Annotated in this window: 14 protein-coding genes; 6 read left to right on the plus strand and 8 right to left on the minus strand. The window is 51.2% G+C overall.

The features are described from left to right. Positions 1–21: 21 nt before the first annotated feature. The 4 genes from LVJ88_RS01185 to LVJ88_RS01200 all read right to left on the minus strand — a co-directional run bounded on the left by LVJ88_RS01185 (position 22) and on the right by LVJ88_RS01200 (position 6,695). Positions 22–408: a hypothetical protein gene (locus LVJ88_RS01185; RefSeq protein WP_231718111.1), complete on the minus strand. Its 387-nt coding sequence runs from the start codon at positions 406–408 to the stop codon at positions 22–24. A gap of 163 nt (positions 409–571) precedes the next feature. Continuing rightward, the gene (locus LVJ88_RS01190; protein ID WP_085418029.1) at positions 572–2,074 is read right to left on the minus strand and encodes a surface lipoprotein assembly modifier; all 1,503 of its coding nucleotides are present in this window, start codon (positions 2,072–2,074) and stop codon (positions 572–574) included. A gap of 124 nt (positions 2,075–2,198) precedes the next feature. After that, complete coding sequence (locus tag LVJ88_RS01195; protein ID WP_332888947.1) at positions 2,199–3,068, minus strand: Slam-dependent surface lipoprotein; 870 nt, start codon at positions 3,066–3,068, stop codon at positions 2,199–2,201. A 345-nt stretch (positions 3,069–3,413) separates the two neighbouring features. Beyond that, the gene (locus tag LVJ88_RS01200) at positions 3,414–6,695 is read right to left on the minus strand and encodes a TonB-dependent receptor domain-containing protein (protein WP_085418027.1); all 3,282 of its coding nucleotides are present in this window, start codon (positions 6,693–6,695) and stop codon (positions 3,414–3,416) included. Positions 6,696–7,038: 343 nt separating this feature from the next. Between LVJ88_RS01200 and LVJ88_RS01205 the strand changes: the two genes are divergently transcribed. Then, positions 7,039–8,511, plus strand: coding sequence for a protein adenylyltransferase SelO (locus tag LVJ88_RS01205; protein ID WP_085418026.1), 1,473 nt, complete (start codon positions 7,039–7,041; stop codon positions 8,509–8,511). Positions 8,512–8,578: 67 nt separating this feature from the next. Here the strand turns inward: LVJ88_RS01205 and LVJ88_RS01210 are convergent, their stop codons facing one another. Continuing rightward, on the minus strand, positions 8,579–9,040 hold the full coding sequence (locus LVJ88_RS01210; protein WP_054599440.1) for a c-type cytochrome: 462 nt from the start codon (positions 9,038–9,040) through the stop codon (positions 8,579–8,581). A 91-nt stretch (positions 9,041–9,131) separates the two neighbouring features. On the opposite strand from LVJ88_RS01210, the gene LVJ88_RS01215 reads away from it, so the two are divergent. Beyond that, positions 9,132–9,962, plus strand: a complete 831-nt coding sequence (locus tag LVJ88_RS01215; RefSeq protein WP_054599441.1) for an SDR family oxidoreductase — start codon at positions 9,132–9,134, stop codon at positions 9,960–9,962. Positions 9,963–10,130: 168 nt separating this feature from the next. Next, entirely contained in the window at positions 10,131–11,132 is a 1,002-nt protein-coding gene (locus LVJ88_RS01220; RefSeq protein WP_082402983.1) for a patatin-like phospholipase family protein, read from the plus strand. A gap of 151 nt (positions 11,133–11,283) precedes the next feature. Here the strand turns inward: LVJ88_RS01220 and pncC are convergent, their stop codons facing one another. Then, positions 11,284–11,760, minus strand: coding sequence for a nicotinamide-nucleotide amidase (pncC, locus tag LVJ88_RS01225; RefSeq protein ID WP_054599442.1), 477 nt, complete (start codon positions 11,758–11,760; stop codon positions 11,284–11,286). A gap of 454 nt (positions 11,761–12,214) precedes the next feature. Between pncC and LVJ88_RS01230 the strand changes: the two genes are divergently transcribed. Beyond that, positions 12,215–12,823 carry a YdcF family protein gene (locus tag LVJ88_RS01230; protein WP_231718112.1) on the plus strand — a complete coding sequence of 203 codons (609 nt, stop codon included), beginning with the start codon at positions 12,215–12,217 and terminating at the stop codon, positions 12,821–12,823. Positions 12,824–13,225: 402 nt separating this feature from the next. After that, complete coding sequence (locus LVJ88_RS01235) at positions 13,226–14,014, plus strand: methyltransferase domain-containing protein (RefSeq protein WP_085418025.1); 789 nt, start codon at positions 13,226–13,228, stop codon at positions 14,012–14,014. Between the two features lie 83 nt (positions 14,015–14,097). Here the strand turns inward: LVJ88_RS01235 and LVJ88_RS01240 are convergent, their stop codons facing one another. Then, complete coding sequence (locus LVJ88_RS01240) at positions 14,098–15,576, minus strand: hypothetical protein (RefSeq protein ID WP_085418024.1); 1,479 nt, start codon at positions 15,574–15,576, stop codon at positions 14,098–14,100. A gap of 477 nt (positions 15,577–16,053) precedes the next feature. Continuing rightward, positions 16,054–17,694, minus strand: a complete 1,641-nt coding sequence (gene pgi, locus LVJ88_RS01250; protein ID WP_085418023.1) for a glucose-6-phosphate isomerase — start codon at positions 17,692–17,694, stop codon at positions 16,054–16,056. A gap of 521 nt (positions 17,695–18,215) precedes the next feature. Between pgi and aroG the strand changes: the two genes are divergently transcribed. Further along, complete coding sequence (gene aroG / locus LVJ88_RS01255) at positions 18,216–19,259, plus strand: 3-deoxy-7-phosphoheptulonate synthase AroG (protein WP_054599446.1); 1,044 nt, start codon at positions 18,216–18,218, stop codon at positions 19,257–19,259. Positions 19,260–19,285 lie beyond the last annotated feature (26 nt).

Here is a 19,285-nt window from a genome sequence, read left to right on the forward strand (position 1 = left end):
TTGTTGCGGATGAGAGAATGATTAGGGTTGGAGGGTGGCGGCGCGTTGCTCGAATGCTTTCTGCTCGGCATCGGTCAGCACCCAGATTTCGGTGATATTGCCCGCATCGTTACGGCGCACGGCTACGGTTTTTCCGAGATGCAACATCAGTTTGCCGCGAACGATAAAACGGTTGCGCTCGTCTTTGATGCGCAGGTCGTGGGTGGTATTGAAGGCAGAAACATTATTATCGAGCCAGCCCAGCGTGAGGATTTTCAACCACGGAAAACCGCCGTTGCTCAACACAACCTGAGGATAATTCACCTGCTTTAATACGGCCACGTCCATTTCGGTAGGAACGGTGCGTTGCGCCCAAGTAAGCGAGGAGCACAATAAAATCAAAACGGTAAAGACATTACGCATGTTCATTTTTGTTTTTTTCTTGAGTGAGTAAGACAGCCGCGCATTATAACACAGCACGCTTTTCAATATGGGCGGTTTATTGTTTTTAATAGGTTTTTTATATCTGCACATGTGGTTGAGGCCGTCTGAAAAGGCTTTTTCAGACGGCCTCTTTGCCGAAGAGGAGAATTTAGAAACTGTATTCCGTTTTGAATACAAATTCGTTGCGCTTATAGCGGTTTACCCAAGATGAGCTACGGTTATCGGTATGTTTGAAACTGAATATCGGTGTAAAACCGCGCAGAGAAGGGCGGTTGAATTTGACGTCCAGCTGGTAAATCCGCTCGCGGTCTTTGCGGCGTGTTTCCAACCAGGCATGGTAGTCCTGATAAGCCGTTCTGCGCCAAATGGTATGCAAAGTAGTGTCGATACCTGAGCCGAAATGTTTGTTGATGCCGAAACGCACACCGTGGCGGCGGTATGAATCGACGGCCTCACGGCTGTTTTTGCGCAGATAATCATAGCCGCCGAATATTGTCCAGTTATTCGGCAGGGCGTAAACGCCGTTGGCAAACAGCAAGGTTTGTGGGCCGTTGAAATGGCGCAAGTTTTGTCCGCGGTAGCGGTCGTATTTATGCTCTGCCTGTATGCCGAGAAAAGCATTGGGCGATACTTCGCGGTTGAAAGAAGTGCTGATGCCCATGTTACTGCTTTGCAAGCGGCCTCCTTCCCAATTGTGCTGCCACAAAGGGCCTATGGTGAATGTATTGTTTTTATTGGTAAAACTATATGTCGGATTTAGTCCTGTGTTGTGTTCGCTATATTCTGCGTGGTTCGGATAAAGACGGCCGAGAGCAAAGGCATTGAGTTGGATACCGTGATGGCCTTTTAGTGAAATCCGTTTGTTTGCCGCTGTTTCATATATCCAAACCTTACCATCGACCGCATTGGGAGAATAAGCGGGCAGCTTTTCGGTGCGGCAGGATAATTCGCCGTTGCTGTCTAAAATCGGCTGGCCGTCCGAACCGAAACCGCAGAGTGTCTGTTCTCTCCAAACAGTGCTTTCCGAAGAACGGTTGAGATTGGTTTCATAGCCCGCTCCAAGCGAAACCGAGCCGTGCCATGCCTCGCGGTTTGCCAACGCATCTTTGAAAACCGTAATTTTACGGTTGATTTCGGGAACTTCAGGCACGGAGATATCTGAAAACAAAGCCGCGGCTTCACGGTTTTGCTTATCTATAAACAGTAAACGCGCCAAATCAAGCTTGCCACGCACAAATCCGGGATTGCGCTCATAAACTTGCCGGTACAGTGCAACAGCCTCTTTCATATCATTGCGGAAAACGGCCTGATTGGCCTTAACGAATATCACCATATCGGGGTCATAGTCGGGCTGCTGTTGGTAAACCGCAAGCAACCTTGCCGTTTCCGCTTCATCTTGTGCGTTAACCGCTTGCATTAAGGACATAAAAATATCTTCGCCTTCACTACTTGCGCTTCCATAAGCAATATTTTCGCTACCTACGATATTGTGTTCCTGCTGCTGTTTGCGGGATTCTACGCTTTGATTGAGCTGTATGCGGCGGTCTTCACGGTCTGCAAAGGAATAAAAGGGCAGGGTAAAAAGGCAAATACCGAAGCAGGCTCGGCTTAAATAGAAAGAAAATCGGAACAAGGCGGAAGTGGGTTTCATAAATCGGTCGGCAAACAAAAAGGCGGTGTTGACTGCTTTTTTATAGGTTGGGTCGGTATCGGGTTTGTGCGCGGGCAGAGCTTACGGGCTGCTGCCCGCTGTTCGAGTCGTTCATTGTGTGTGACTATTTTTTCGTGCCGCCGAATGCGGTGTTAAATTTGTGGTTTTTACCGAAATCTGCTACGCCTGCCAATGCCGCAGCCTGATTGCCGAAGAAGTGGCCTTTGGTGGTACCGTTTACGCTGTTGTTGGCTTTTGCTACACCTGCAAACGAAGCATCTTGTTTGATTTCGGCATTGTTGATAGCAATTTTCAAACCTTGACGGGCGATGGTACCGTTAAGCTTTTTAGTGCCGAAATCGGCTGTCAGGTTGCCGGTCAATACCGCAGTGCCTTGTTTCACATGGTTATTGATGCCTTTAACCGCATAAGTGGCTTTACCGCTGGTAGGCATTTTGGCGGTTTTGCCCGTGCCGCTGTAGAACACAGTGTAGTTGGTTCCTGCGGTATCGGCTTTTGCACCGGAAGGCACATTGGCCCAATCACCGAAATACACATCATGGTTGCCCGCTTTGGCGTAAGAGAAGCGGCCTAAGTGGGAATGGTCGGGCATTTTTGGGATAAGCTGCCACGCGCCCGTCATGCGGTAGAGTTGGGCAACAGTTACACCGTTTTTATCTTTCCCCAAAATCCCTTTGGCGATTGTTTTTACAAAGAAGTTATTGGCAGTTCTGTCGATTTTTGCAAATGATACAGGTTGATTATTCGCAAGCCCATTTTTATTGTTGGTTTTTGCATTTTCGTCATGAACAATAATGGCAGCTTTGCCTAAATCATCTTTGTTTTTCTGTTGTGTTTCAACACCCAGCGTAATATGCCGAATGTTTTTGCCTGATATAGCGGTAGAGCTGCCTGAAGCAGGATCAGCAGCAAAAACTGCAGAGGTTACAAACACCGTACCCAATGCTAAAACCAGTTTTGAATGTTTCATCATTTGCTCCTTAAAGAAATATGAAGAATATATAAAAAGAAGATACCTTCAGCCGCGCCTGATGCCGCCTGAAAAGCAGTTTCAGACAAACGGTACAAACAGGTGCTTGAAAGGTATTTTGATTATACTTATCCTTATAATATTTGCAAATAAAAATTAATATTATTTATATGATTTATAATGAATAATTGCCATGTAGATATTTTTTTGAGCGATAACGCCGTTTCGGGCGGATTTCCTTGTATGTATTCGATGATGTTTTTTCAGACGGCCTTTTCTCAATAGTGGAAAAAGGCGGGCAAAAATGCCCGCCCTGCGGTTTTCAGACGGCCTCAAAGGCAAAGGCGGTTAGAATTTGCCGCTGATGCCGATTCTGATGCCCCTGCCGGGGGCGGGCAGGTAGGATCGGCTGAGCGGGTCGAGATAATAGCGGTCGGTCAGGTTGGTGCCTACCAGCTCGGCAGTCAGGTTTTTGCCGATTTTATAGCGCAGGTAGGCATCCCATACCGCAACGGGCTGCCAGCGCATATCGTTGGATTGAGGTTTGTCATTCTTATCTACAATTCGGTTGAATTGGTGATACAACGGCCACCAAGCATCATCACGGTTTTGATATACGCGGCTGTGGTAATGCATGCGTACACCGGCTTCGAGTTTGTTGTTTAGGAAACGCCCGCCCAAATCGGCATCAACCGACCAGCGCGGCTGGAGTGCGCTTGCCAGATAGCCGGAATCGCTCAACCCGCCGTGGTTGCATACAGGGCCTTTGACCGGTGTTTTGGTTTCAATGTAGTTGCGAATAGCCCAAGAGCCCAATGCTGCACTTGATGCAAAAGATTCGTCACACATTTCATTTTTCAGATTCCGCAACACTCCTAAACCGCCGAAAAAACGCCCCGTATCGAAACGCGCCTGAAGCTCTATGCCGCTGCGGGTGAGCTTGTCGAACTGCTCAAATTCGAGGTTTTCATCGCGGTCGATAATGTTTTCGGTTTTATTGCGGAAATAGTTGATGCGGAAATCGGCATGGCGCATTTTGGGAAACAGCCCGGTCAGGTCGTGGATATAGCCTACTTCCCAGTTTTTGGCGTGTTCGGGTTTCCAGCCGTAGCCTGCGCGGGCGAACGTGCCGGCGGCGGTTGAAAAGCCGTAAGTGCCTTCAAAGATGCTGGGATAGCGCAGGGCTTCGGTATAGCGCAGATAGGCGCGGGCTTTGTCGGTAAAGTTTACGGTGGCTGAAAACGCTGGTGTCCAGCCGCTGCCGCCCTGTTTTTGCGCCCGCCGCCGCTCTGTATCAGTCATGTTGGTAGTATATTCTTCTGTATAGCTATTTGTATATTTCCACACCATGTGCGGGCTGTTTGGGTCGGCAGGGTTGTAGGCGGCATTGGGAACCTTTGCGTGCAGGTCGGGAATGCTGCCGTTTAAGAGTGGGTTGTCTTTGATATTCAGACGGCCTGAAGCGTCTTTTAACCAATAATACTTATCCCCGTGAAGTAAAGCTGCTGATTCGGGGTCGTGGCTTTCCTGATTTCTAAGTGCTTGGTAATCTAAAACAGCTACTCCATCATCTAATTTAACTCTGTCGTATACATATTGAGCTTTGAAATATTCATTTTCATTGGATAAGTCGTCTGCCAAACCTGCTTCGAGAATTTTTGCTGCATTCAGGTGGTCTTGGTATTCTTTCTCGGTAGCGACGCGCTGAAACTCAAATTTTATTCCTCTGTTTATACTTAAAGGGTAACTGTATTTATCCCGCCCCGTTTCCAGCCGTTTGCTTTTATCCTGTATCGAAAAGTTGGTATAGCGTGCGCCTGCGGTCAGGCTCAGCCAGTGGAAGGGGTCGTATTTGAAGTTGAAGCCCAGATTGTATTCGCGGCGTTTGCCGTTGCGCGGTACGCCGAATTGGTTCAGCTCGTAATTCGGACGAAGGATATCGTTGTCGAGTTCGTTCCGGTATTTTCTGCCGCCGTCGGCTAATTCTGCTGAAAAATTGTCGCGGGAATTGAGTTTTTCGTTTTGAAAATCGCCTAATACCGTGAGTGAAAGTTTGTTGTTCAATTTCATACGGTTGGAAAAATGAAAGCCGGTGCGCTTGTTGTTTGAATAATAGGCTTGGCCTTCTACGGTATTGAAGCGGCCGTTGATGTTGGGGGTGGTGATGGCCGGGGGTTTGGGCGGTTCGACTCCTGCATTGAGCAGCTCTTGCCGCTCGGCAGGTGTGTATGACTGCCAGCTGAGGTATTCATCGCGGGCGCGTTGGAAAACACGGTCTTCATAGAGAGTATCGCCCGGCGAGCCGCCGGCGGTGTTGGTTTTCGATTTGGTGCGCGTTGTCCATAGTGTGGCATCAAAATCTATCCAGCGGTTGCCTTCGGGCTTCCATGAATAATCGATGTTGTAGGATTTTTGTTTTACTTTGGCGTCGGGCCATTCGGCGATTTTGTTGAGCACTTTGGCATCCCAGGAAATCGGCCCGATAATGCGCGAGGGCATTACTTCGCCGAATACGGTATCGGTGTGGCGCAGGCCGAGTTTGAGGGTTTGGCGGTTAGGCAGGCGGAAAGTGGTTTTGCCCACCCATGATTTGGTTTGGAGCGAGGTGTTGCTCACTTCTCCTCCGGGGTGGTAAAACAGGCCGATTTTGGCGATATCGGGTGCGCCCAGCATATTTTCACTACCCCAGAATTTTTCGCCCCGTTCCGCTGCTTCTTCTTGGCGGCGTTTGAGTTCGTCTAAAGTTTCTTGTGTCCACGGCCCGATGTAGCCGTAGCGTTGCGCGCCTTTTTTGCCGGAAAAATAATTGCCTTTGTTGCGGTAGGCATAGGCGATCATGGCATCGAAGTTTTCCTGCTTGGTGGCGGCGGCGATGCGGTAGGCTTTGTCTTCAAAGAATTTGTTGCGGCCGCCGAAACGCTGGTCAACGCGGTCGCTGCCGTCAAACTGGGCGCGCCAGATGCCGCCGGTGGCGACTTCGGGATAAGGCAGAGTGCGGTAATCTACCGATTTTTCGTAGGCGTTTTGGCGCGGTTTGATGGAGTTGGTTGAGGTTTCGGCTTTAAACTCAAAACCGTATTTTTGGCCTTCGGGCACAATGTCGTCGGCATCGATGGTTTTTAAGGCAACGGTACCGCCGATGCCGCTTTTGGCATCGCGGCTGAATGAAGGGCCTTTTTCAATATAAACGCTGCTGATGATATTAGGGTCGACATAATTGCGGTTGTTGGCACCGGCATAGCCGCGCCATACGGTAATGGCCTGCTCGGTGCCGTCTATGGTTACCGGCACCCGCCCCTGCCCCTGTACGCCTCGGATGTTGGGGTCGAGTGCGCCGCTGTTGCGGGCATCGCCGCTGTATACGCCGACCAAACCGCTGAATAGGTCGGATACGGTGTTGCCTTTGAAGGTTTCTACTTCTTGTTTGCCTTTGTAGAGGTTGACCACTTCGCGGGCATATACGCGGTTGCGCCCTTTTTCGTCTTTAGTAGTGCGCGATCCTTTTACTTCTACCGTGCCTAAAGTGGCTTCGTTTGCTGTTTGGGGGCTTTCTCCCGCCGCCCGCAAATAGGGGCTGCTCCATGCGATACTCAGGCAGACGACAATGGTTTTTAAGGGGTATGTTTTCATGATCACTCCTGTTGGTGCTTCCCATTTGCTTCGGTGCAGCTATCTGTAAAATCCTAATCCGGTTTGAAGGTAGGAAGAGGTTAAACCATAAATAAAACTTATTTCCATTATCGTTTGTAGAGTATTTTTTATCTTTTTTGTTTCCCGAACGGGGATTTTTTACAAATGAAAGGATGGGTTACGGCCGCCAAGCCGATGTGGCAGAGATGTAGATAGGGAATCCGCTTCAATTGTGCTTGATGCTTGCCGCATTGCTTTGAGGCCGTCTGAATATGCCCGTTGTGATTGTTTGAGAATGAAGTTCGGCGTATGCTTCTGCAAACATCAAGATAAGGATAAAACCATGCCGCACACACTTCCTTTAAACCCGCCCGCATTTGCCCGATTGCCGGAAGCGTTTTACAGCCGCGTCCGCACCGAACCGTTGGGCGAACCCTATTGGGTGGCGCAAAATCATGTATTGGCGGAAGAAATGGGCTTGAGGCCGTCTGAAATTTTCGATAACGCCGACAACCTGCTTTATCTGGCCGGCAGTGCCAAACAATACGATCCCGCGCCGATTGCCTCAGTGTACAGCGGGCATCAGTTCGGCGTGTATGTGCGCCAATTGGGCGACGGACGTGCGGTGTTGATCGGCGATTCGGTCGGTTCAGACGGCCTGCGTTGGGAATGGCAGCTCAAAGGTGCGGGCAAAACGCCGTATTCGCGCTTTGCCGACGGGCGGGCGGTGTTGCGTTCGAGCATCCGCGAATATCTTTGCTCGGAAGCCATGCACGGTTTGGGCATTCCGACCACGCGCGCGCTGGCGATTACGGGCAGCAACGATGCCGTTTACCGCGAAGAAGCCGAAACTTCAGCGGTGGTTACGCGCATTGCGCCGAGTTTCATTCGTTTCGGCCATTTTGAATACATGTATCACACCGGCCAACATCACAACCTGCCCGTGTTGGCGGACTTTTTGATTGACCGCCACTTCCCCGAGTGCCGCGAAGCCGAAAATCCATACTTAGCTTTTTTCCAAACTGTTTCCCGCCGCACCGCCGAGTTGGTGGCCGCGTGGCAGAGCGTCGGCTTTTGCCACGGCGTGTTGAACACCGACAATATGTCGGCTCTAGGGCTGACCATCGACTACGGCCCGTTCGGTTTTCTCGATGCCTACGACCGCCGCCATGTGTGCAACCATTCCGACACGGGCGGCCGCTATGCCTACAACGAGCAGCCGTATGTGGTGCATTGGAACTTGTCGCGCTTTGCCTCGTGCCTGCTGCCGCTGGTTTCGCAAGACGATTTGGTGGCAGAGTTGGAACGCTTCCCCGATATTTTTCAGACGGCCTATCTGCAAAAAATGCGTGCGAAACTCGGTTTGCAAACGCAAGAAAAAGGCGACGACGAACTGGTGGCCGATATGTTCACCGCCCTGCAAAGCCGCAAAGTCGATTTCACGATGTTTTTCCGATATTTGAGCGAAGTGGGTAATGTCCACGGCGAACCGCTGCCCGAAAAACTATTGGCACTGTTCCACGGCCCCACCGAAGCGTTTACCGCGTGGATAGGCCGTTACCGCGGCAGGCTGCGGGCGGAAAACAGCAACCCCGCCGAACGCGCCGAACGGATGAATGCCGTCAACCCACTGTATGTGTTGCGAAACTATCTGCTGGAGCAGGCGATACAGTTGGCAAAAAGCGGCGACTTCCGCGAAATCGAGCGCCTGCACCGCTGTATGCAGAATCCGTTTGTCGAGCGCAAAGAGTTTGCCGATTTTGCCGAACTGCCGCCGCAATGGGCGGAAAGCATTTGCGTGAGCTGTTCGAGTTAGAGGGCTTTTACACAAGCATCAGGCCGTCTGAAAACGGATTTTCAGACGGCCTGATGCTTTTTAATATTTATTTGGGTCGGCGGAACACATCGTGGCAGGATTTGCAGTTGGCGCCCACTTCGCCGTAAGCCGCTTTGATTTCTTCCAAATTGCCGCCTTGGGCTTTGTCATTCAGATTGGCAACGGCCGCGAAAAATTTTTCTTCCGCCGCTTTGAATTCATCCGGTTTCTCCCACGTTACCGGCAAGGTGTCGCCGTCGCCCTGTTCGTCTTTTTGGAAATGTTCAAACGGCTTCTTGCTTTCTTCTACAAAAGTTGCCGCCGCCGCTTTGAATTTTTCCACTTCATAAGGCTCATCGCCCTTAACCATTTTGCCCATGCTGCTGAAGTTAGGCATCATGGATTTGAAAGCGGTGGTGCGTGCCTCGGAAATCGGCCCTTTGGCCACTTCCGGTTCGGGTGCGCCGCAGGCGGCAAGGCTCAATAGTGCTGCGGCCGCCAAAGCCGCATAAGTGATTCGGGTATTCATGATAATGTGTTCCTTTCGGTGTGGTAATATTGTTGGGATTATTCAGTATCATACCCGAATCAATAAAGAGTGATAAGCAAGGAGAATAACCATGGCCATTTTGATTACCGGCGCATCGGCCGGATTCGGCGAGGCAATGTGCCGTTCGTTTGTGGCGGCGGGCTACCATGTGGTGGGTGCCGCACGCCGCATAGAAAAACTGCAAGCCCTGCATGCGGAGTTCGGAGAGCGTTTTCTGCCGCTTGAAATGGATATGACGCGCCCCGATTCGATTGATTCGGCTTTGCAAAATCTGCCCGAACCGTTTGCGTCGGTCGACTGCCTGATCAACAATGCCGGCCTTGCTTTGGGTTTGGATGCGGCGCACAAGGCCGATTTTTCCGATTGGCAAACCATGATTCAAACCAATATCGTCGGCCTCTCTTATCTTACCCGCAAAGTGCTGCCGTTTATGGTGGAGCGCAAAAACGGCTATATCATCAACATCGGTTCGATTGCCGGCACTTATCCTTATCCCGGCGGCAATGTCTATGGCGCAACCAAAGCGTATGTGCGCCAATTCAGCCTGAATCTGCGTGCCGATTTGGCCGGCACCGGCGTGCGTGTGAGCAACATCGAACCGGGCTTGTGCGGCGATACCGAGTTTTCCAACATACGCTTCAAAGGCGATAACGAACGGGCGGCGCAACTGTATGAAAACGTGCAGTTTATCCGCCCGCAAGATATTGCCGACACCGCTTTGTGGCTTTACCAACGCCCCGCACACATGAATGTAAACAGTATCGAAATCATGCCTGTGGCGCAAAGTTTCGGTGCTTTGCCCGTACACCGCGAAGCGCCTCCGATTGCGGCAGCGGTGGAAAACGGCTTCGATAAGCAAAGCATGTCGTTGTTTCAAAAAATCAAATCTTGGTTTAAATAGAGGCTGATTTATGCAGGCCGTCTGAAAAGGTTTCAGCCCGTTTCAGACGGCCTGAATGTATGGCAGCTTTGTCTTCTTTGCCTGTTCTGGCTGCGGCGGGCTTGTATCAACAATCGGTTTATTTGCTATACAATAATCAGGTTTTTATCAATGATGCCGTCTGAACATATGGATAAACGTTATACAGCAAACAAACCGATTGTTGATGCAAGGCAACAAGCCGCAGGCAGTACCGACAGTACGCAAAGGCGCGGCAACGCCGTATCCCAATTTAAGTTTATTCGCGATACCCGCCGTGTCGTGTTGGTTGCGGCCGTGTCATTGGTGCTGGCTGCATGTGCAAGCGATAAAGCTCCGGGGCGGCCTGCCAAGCCGGTTGGCCAAGCCAAACCGAAAGCCGTGGTAGGGTTGGCTTTGGGCGGCGGAGCGTCAAAAGGCTTTGCGCACATCGGCGTGCTTAAAGTTTTGAGAGCCAACAATATTCCCGTTAAAGTGGTTACGGGCACCAGCGCAGGTTCGATTGTGGGCAGCCTGTACGCGAGCGGGATGTCGCCCGACAGATTGGAACTGGAGGCCGAGATTTTGGGTAAAACCGATTTGGTGGATTTAACGCTTTCCACCACCGGCTTTATCAAGGGCCAAAAGCTGCAAGACTACATCAACCGTAAGGTCGGCAACCGCCCGCTGCAAAACCTGCCGGTTAAGTTTGCGGCAGTGGCTACCGATTTGGAATCCGGCAAAATGGTTACGTTTAACCGCGGCAATACCGGGCAGGCGGTAAGGGCTTCGGTGAGCATTCCCAATGTATTCCAGCCTGCGGTTATCGGCGGCCGCCATTATGTAGACGGCGGTTTATCGGCTCCCGTACCGGTAACGGCGGCGAAAAATATGGGGGCAAACTTTGTGATAGCGGTGGATATTTCGGCCAAACCGGCCAAGCTTTCGGATGCCGGCTTTTTCGCTTATCTTGATCAGAGCCTGAACATCATGAGCGCGGCCGCTTTGCAGAACGAATTGGGTAAAGCCGATGTGGTGATTAAGCCCAACGTGCAACATCTCGGTTCGGTGGGCGGTTTCGATCAAAAAACACAGGCCATCAAGTTGGGCGAACAGGCTGCCTTGGCCGCTTTGCCCGAAATCAAACGCAAGCTGGCTGTTTACGGCCGTTAACGGCAGAAGAATCGGTTGCGTACCATTTTTAAACGGATTCACGATAACAATCCGCCCCTATATCCGATATAGGGGCGGATTGTTTGTTTTGCCGGTTTCAGACGGCATTGTTGGTTGCTTCTTTGGTTGCTTAAGTAGTTTGGCTACATATTCAAGCTTCTTCGATTTTTTCGCACAGAAAATCCAGCGCGAATTGTACGGCTTGGGCGCGGATGCTGTCTCTGTCGCCGTCGAACAAGGCGGTTTTCGCCCAAATGCGCTGTTTGGCTGCCAATCCGAACCAAACCGTGCCGACGGGTTTTTCTTCGCTGCCGCCGGTAGGGCCGGCGATGCCGGAAATGCTGAGGGCAAAATCGGCTTTGGCGGCAATCAATGCGCCCAAGGCCATTTCGCGCACGGTTTCTTCGCTCACCGCACCGTAAAAAGCCAAGGTATTGTCTTTCACGCCTAAAAGCTGTTGTTTGGCTTCGTTGCTGTATGTAACGAAGCCGGCATGAAACCATGCGGAGCTGCCCGGCAGTTTGGTGAGTTCGGCAGAAAGTAAGCCGCCTGTGCACGATTCGGCGCAGGTAACGGTTTGCCCGCATTCGTTGAGACGGGCGGTAACTTTGGCAAGGGTGTTATTCATATGATTGCCTTTATACCTTTATATATATATGTATGGATTGACGTTTGTGTGGCTGAGACCTGTGCAAAACACCCTGCGGCGGTTGTGTTGCAATATTATTCCGTTTGGGTATTTTAGGCTGCGCATTATACCCCTGTTTAAATTATCTTGTTTGTGATGATTTTCAAAGGTTATTATTTGTGAACAAACGGTTGGTTGTATCTGTAACCGGATGAATAGAAAACCGCCGCAAGATATACCCGTTTGGCGGGGTTTTCAACCGCTGGTGTCTAAGTTTTATACCGTTAAGGGTTGTGTTTGGTAAGCTTGCGCCATCATACGGCTTGTTTGGGCGATTTTTACACACATTTTTGTTTGTTGCCTTTTTTGCACACCGCTTTGCGGTAAAGTGTTACGCAAATAATAACCATGCCGTATGCGCGGGAATCATCAACAAACCCTTTCTGAATAATGCATGAGTAAAAAACGTATTATGTTGCTTTATGTGCCTGCGGTGTTGGCTGTGATTTGGCTGGTGCTGCTGATGTGGGTGCATGTGTCGGCTTTGTCTTTCCGTTATATTACCTTAGATGAAATCCAACCGGCCGATGCCGCCTTGGTGTTGGGCAATTCTGTTTATAAAAACGGCAAGCCCAACCCCTGCCTGCGTTCGCGCGTGGCGGCGGGGGCGGAGCTTTACCATAAGGGTAAAGTAACCAAACTGGTGGTTAGCGGCGGCACAGACAGCGACGGCAGCAACGAAGCCCGGCACATGAAAGCGATTGCGGTAGAGTTGGGCGTGCCGGAATCGCATATCCTAACGGAAACCAAATCCGAGAACACTTATGAAAACATTCTGTTCAGCTCGATTGCGTTGTCGAACAATTCGAGCGTGGTGCTGGTCAGTGCCGACTACCATCTCAAACGTGCGTCATGGCTGGCGCGCCGCCAATGGCAGGATACCAAAACGATTCAGGCTTATTCGGGAAAAGCCGAATGTGATGAAGAAAGCAGCGGCTATCTGCGTAAAATCGTGCGCGAAAGCTTGGCTTGGATTAAAGCGTATTTCATGACGCCGGAGTGAGGCGGCTTATATTCGGTGCGGCGCGGGAAATCGGGTAGAATATGCGCCACCGAACTGGAATCAATAACAGACTATAAGTTAATCCCCTTAACTTTTACTACGGCGTTGCGGTGCTTCAGCTCAAAGAGAACGATGATGTAAGCCGCAGAAGCGGCAACAGAATCGGTTCCGTATTACCTGTGCTGTTGGCTTGATGCCTTGTATTAAAGTAAGTGGATTAACTATATTGCAAAGGTCTCAGGCCGTCTGAAATGTTTCAGACGGCCTGTTATTTTGTTTACACAATCCCATAGTAAAACGCTTACTTAATAACCTATCCGCTCCCGCGAAAGCTGCTGACAGAGTAGGGCGGGTTGTTGCGCGGGTGAGATGGTTTCTTCACTTCATTTGACGGCTAAAAATATGAATGCTTCCGACCGTTGGCAGATACACCGTTATCTTGCCCGAAATACCGATGAACGCTTGCAGTTGGTGCGCGACGTGCCGCAGCAGATTATTTTGGTGGGTGCCGATGCCGATGAAAGCCGCAGCCTGCTTGCCGCCCGTTATCCCAAAGCCACTTTTACGGAATACGACCCGCGCCCTGATTTTTTGGAAGCGGCAGCCAAAGCCCGTAAATCAGGTTTGTGGCAGAAGCTGACGGGCAAACAGGTGGTGCAGCACTGCCAGCCTGTCGGCCAGCTTTTGCCCGAAGCTTCGGCGGATATGTTGTGGGCGAATCTGGCCTTGATCACGGCGAAAGAGCCTGTGCCGGTGTTTGAAAACTGGGCGCGTGCTTTGAAAACCAACGGTTTGCTGTTTTTTACCCATTTCGGTATTGATACTTTGGGCGGGTTGGCAGGCCGTCTGAAAGCGCAAGGTATTGCGGTGGAAACGCCGATGTTGTTCGATATGCACGATTTGGGCGATATGCTGTTTCATCACGGTTTTTACGATCCGGTAATGGATACGGCCAAGCTGGAGTTGCATTACCGCCGGGCAGAGACGTTTTGGCAGGATATGGATACTTTGGGGTTGTGGGCATCGCTGGTGTTCGGCGATGAAGCTGCGGCGCGGGCAGCGGTGGAAGCGGTATTTGCCCAAGAAGGCGAATTAACGATTACGCTGGAAACGGTGTTCGGCCATGCCGTGAAAAAACTGATGTTGCCGCAAGGGGAAAGCCCGGTGCAGTTTTATCCGAAAAAGGCATAATAGAAGCACATATAAAAAACACCTGTCTCAGGTTTGGCCTGCAGCAGGTGTTTTTTTATGTGAATCAGCGGAATAAAGCGGGCTTAACGTTCGATATGCTCGTAGATTTTATACGGCTCTTGGTCTTCGCTGTCGGGAATATCGGCGGTTTTTTCATCGTTTATATCGTCGCTATCACCCTTAAATGCCTTAATTATGTCCATCAGGCCGATGGTTTTGGTTTTGTCGGGGTTAAAGGTAAACACCGGTTTGCCGAAGCGGTTCATGTAGAGAACCGAATCGATATTGAGTGCCTGTAATTCGCCGTTGATTTGCACATAATGGCGCATACCGACCAAGCGTCCTTTTTTATCGAGATACCAATCGGATGAAATGGGCATGCCTACGATGCCGTTTAAGCGGACGGTGTCGTTAAGGCTGTCAAATACGCCGAGAAGCAGCTTTTTGGTTTGTTCGTACTTCTCTTTGCTGACGGCTGTTTCGGGTTTTTCTTTCTGCAAGCGGTTGAATTCTTGTGAAAAATGTTTTTTCATGGCCTGCGTTAAGAGTTTCTCGAATTCATTGTCCATCAGGTAGTGGATGCGGTATGTGCCGCCGGCCTGCTTGGTGTATTCGTCGGGCGGCAGGCTGCGGTAATACTGCGGCGGAATATCGGCATAAGCGCGGTAAGCGGCGATGAACATGGCTTTGGTCGCCGTTTTCAGCGGATAGTTTTTCGGTGAATCCTGTATTTCTTTACTGCTGTCGCTGATTAATTCGTCTACATCAGACAGCTTCAGGTAAATCGGTTCGTGAATCAAACGCTCGCGTAAAGCAGGTGGCGCAATCAGATTGAGAGCCGCGGGGATGGAGGCGGGCAGATCGACAATGATGCTCATCTCTTCGCCGTCGAGCAGTATGGGCATGCTGATGCGGGTGCTTTCATTGCGGTTAACCAGTGAAAATTCGGGCGTGAGTTCGAGCTTTTTGCGTCTTAAATCCAACGCGCCGGAATATTTGATACGGGCATTTTCAAGGTAACGTGCTATGGCCGGGCGTTCGTAGAGGTAGTTTGCCGCTTTTCTGCCGATATTATTGCTGCTTGAGGGCACGGCAGTCAGCAGCGACGGCGTTATGGTGTTCATCACGAAAGCGGCGGCGCGGTAATCGTCGCCGTTGTTTTCGCTATCGGTGCCGTCTGAATATTCGCTGCCGGCTGCTTCTTCAGGTTCGGTATAGTCTGCGGCAAACTCTGCTGTGTTTACTGCGGATGCGGCGTTTGTTTCGGCTTCCGCTTCAAATTCTGCTTCAGCCTCTGCCTCTGGTGCGGCTTCTGATACGGCTTCAAGGCCGGCGGCCAAATCGGCAGCGGCTTTTTCTTTGGCGGCCGGTTCGGGTGCGTAGCCCTTATCGAACGGGGTAAAGGCAACTTTGATTTCGCCTTGGAAGTTGTAGCTGTAATCTTTGGTCAGGCTGCGTTCTACCGAATGGCTGACCATTTCGTGAGGGCTTTTGCCGTCTAAAGTGCTGCATGCGCTCAGGCCGATTACGGCTAAGGCTGTGGTTAGTGAGCTGAGTTTCATTATTTTCCTTTGGTATCGGACGGTTTTGGATAGTGGTTATATAGTCAATCAACCTGTTTTTAATACAAAGCAGCAAACCGCAGACCGTACAGACAAACGCCAAGGCGCGGCAACGCTGTGGTAAAAGTTAAGTTGATGGGCTATAAATGGTGGACGGCAGTAAACGGACGGGTTGTCTGTTTTGCCGTTGGTAAGGCAGATCGAGACCTTTGCAAAACCGCCGTCTGCGGTGCATTTCTGCGTTGTGCGCCGCCCGCTTGTTTGCTTATCTAGATGATATGTTTGCACCCGCAGTGCTGCTACGCCTTGAACTGCATCCACATCCGCAGGTTTTGAAAAGGTGTCAAATTATCGGAAAGCGGAAATTATTTGTCCAGCATGTTTTGACGTGCGGTAGCAGGGCTTGTTTAAAGCCGAGGCCGTCTGAACAACCGGAACGGTTTTTCAGACGGCCTGCTTGTATGTTAACCACACGTTCTAAGTATGGCCGGTACAGCGGCGGTAAAAACCGATCAGCCCGTTGGTTGAAGAATCGTGTTGCAATTGGCGTGCCTGTGCCAATTCGGGTTCGATGTTTTTGGCTAAGACTTTGCCGTATTCCACGCCCCATTGGTCGAACGGGTTGATGTTCCAAATCACGCCCTGCACGAAGATTTTGTGTTCGTACATGGCCATCAGCATGCCGAGATTGAAGGGGGTAAGCTCGTCGATCAGAATGCTGTTGCTGGGGCGGTTGCCGGGAAATTCTTTGTGTGGGGCGAGTTGTTCGCGTTCCGCTTCGGGCAGGTGTGCCAGTTCGGAGCGGGCTTGGTCTGATGTTTTGCCCAGCATTAATGCTTCGGCCTGTGCGAAAGCGTTGGCTACGGTAAAGCGGTGCTGGCGGCCGATTTGATAAGGGGTACGCATGGGAACGATAAAATCGACGGGAATCAGGCGCGTGCCTTGATGCAGCAGTTGGAAGAAGGCATGTTGGCAGTTCACGCCCTCTTCGCCGAATACGATGCCGCCGGTGTGCCAGCTCACGGTTTCGCCTTGAAGGGTGCGGCGTTTGCCGTTGCTTTCCATATCGAGCTGTTTCAAATAGCCGGGGAAGCGGCGCAGGTTATGGCTGTAGGGCACGACGGCGTGGCCCGAGGCGTTGCAGAAGTTTCCGTACCACACGCCGAGCAGGGCAAGCAAAACGGGAATATTGTGGCGGAAGCCGGTATGGAAAAAATGTTCGTCCATCGCATGTGCGCCGCTGAGGAATTTGCGGAACTGCGTGCCGCCCACGGCCACCATAACGGGCAGGCCGATGGCCGACCACACCGAATAACGTCCGCCCACAAAATCGAACATGGCAAAGACGTTGTCGGCAGCGATGCCGAAATTCTGAGCGGCGGCCACATCGCTGGAAATGGCGGTGAAATGGCGGGCGATATCGGCTTCGCGCAGGCCGCTTTCTCTAAACCAAGTGCGGGCGGCATGGGCGTTGAGCAGGGTTTCGGGGGTGCCGAACGATTTGCTGGCTACGCAGAATACGGTGGTTTCGGCGTTTAAGCCGGCCAAAACTTGGGCGATATTGGCATCGTCGGAATTCGACACGAAATGGACGCGTATGTTTTTACGGTAAGGTTGCAGGGCTTGAACGGCAAGTTGCGGGCCTAAGTCGGAGCCGCCGATGCCGATGTGGACGAAATCGGTAATGCGTTTGCCGGTGGCGCCGGTATGTGTGCCGCTGAGCAGGTTTTCGGCAAATGCGATGGCGCGTTCCAGTTCGCGGTGGATATCGGGCAGCACGTTTTTGCCGTCTACGTTTACGGCGGGGGCATCGGCCGGCAGGCGCAAGGCGGTGTGCAGCACGGCGCGGTTTTCGCTGAGATTGATTTTATCGCCGCGCCGCATGGCTTCGGCCTGCTGTTTCACGCCGGCGGCATCGGCCAAGCGGCACAACAGGCCGAGGGTTTCTTCGCTGATGCGGTTTTTGCTGTAATCGAACAAGAGGCCGTGAAGGGTTTCGTGCATGTTGTCGAAACGGGCAGGGTCGGCCTGAAACCAGTCGCGCATGTGCAGCGACGAAGTATTGATTTGGTGGGCTTGGAGGTCTTGCCAAATGGCGGTCAGAAGCTCTTTGTTCATAGGCGTGCGGGCAATCGGTAATCTAATGGTTAAGGCAAGTTGGTGAAAGGTTGTAGGCCGTCTGAAAAAACGGCGGATGTCGGTTGGTTATGTAGTGTCGTGTAGTATATAACAACCGGCAGGCTTTTTTGATATGAAGTCGATTAACTTAATTTTTACTGCGGCTTGCTGCCTTGTATTAAAAATAGGTTGATGGCTATAAACGCTTATTAGACCGCAAAGTTTATAAAGATAGGGCGGATTAGTGCAAAAATAGATTGATATTGCTCAAATGAGTCGATAAAAAAACGGTGCGGCACGGCGGATATGCTTTAAACGCATTCAGACGGCCTTGATGTATTAATGCGTTTTAATTGAAATAAAATACCAATATTTTAATTAAATAGAAATTTAAATTCCCATAAAAGACAAATCCATAGATTTACACAATAAAATAGCTAGAAATAAACTTTCAGCCTTGCCATAGGCCGTCTGAACCGTTAACCTTAGCAACCTGATTCATTGCATAGAAAAGAACAATCATGACACCACGCCACCAAACAGACGATGTCAAAATCAGAGAAGTAAAAGAACTGCTCCCCCCGATTGCCCACCTTTACGAACTCCCCATCAGCGATCACGCCGCCGATCTCGTGCACCAAACCCGCGGCGAAGTGGCCAAACTCGTTCACGGCGAAGACAACCGCCTGTTGGTGATTATCGGCCCGTGTTCCATCCACGACCCCAAAGCCGCGCTCGAATACGCCGAGCGTTTGCTGCCGTTGCGTAAAAAATACGAAAAAGAGCTGCTGATCGTGATGCGCGTTTACTTTGAAAAACCGCGTACCACCGTCGGTTGGAAAGGGCTGATTAACGACCCGCACCTCGACGGCACGTTCGACATCAACTTCGGTTTGCGCCAAGCCCGCAAGCTTTTGCTTACACTCAACAATATGGGTATGCCCGCATCAACCGAGTTTCTCGACATGATTACCCCGCAATACTATGCCGACCTGATTTCATGGGGCGCCATCGGTGCGCGCACCACCGAAAGCCAAGTGCACCGAGAGCTGGCAAGCGGCTTGTCTTGCCCGGTAGGTTTCAAAAACGGCACCGACGGCAACCTGAAAATCGCCATCGATGCCATCGGCGCGGCCAACCATCCGCACCATTTCCTGTCTGTTACCAAAGCCGGCCACTCCGCGATTGTCCACACCGCCGGCAACCCCGACTGCCATGTGATTTTGCGCGGCGGCAAAGAGCCGAATTACAGCAGCGAACATGTGAAAGCCGCTGCCGAGCAGCTCACGCAAGCCGGTGTAACGCCCAAGCTGATGGTCGATTTCAGCCATGCCAACAGCCGCAAAGACTACAAACGCCAAATGGAAGTGGCTCAAGATGTCGCCCAGCAAATCCGCGACGGCGAAAACAACATCATGGGCGTGATGGTGGAAAGCCACTTGGTAGAAGGCCGCCAAGACAAACCCGTATGCTACGGCCAAAGCATCACCGACGCCTGCATCGGCTGGGAGCAAACCGAAGAACTGCTCGCCTTGCTGGCAGATGCCAACCGCAGCCGCGTGTAATCCGCATCCTCCGTCAAACCGTTCGA

Source organism: Neisseria dumasiana, assembly GCF_022870885.1.
In the GTDB taxonomy this organism is placed as follows: domain Bacteria; phylum Pseudomonadota; class Gammaproteobacteria; order Burkholderiales; family Neisseriaceae; genus Neisseria; species Neisseria dumasiana.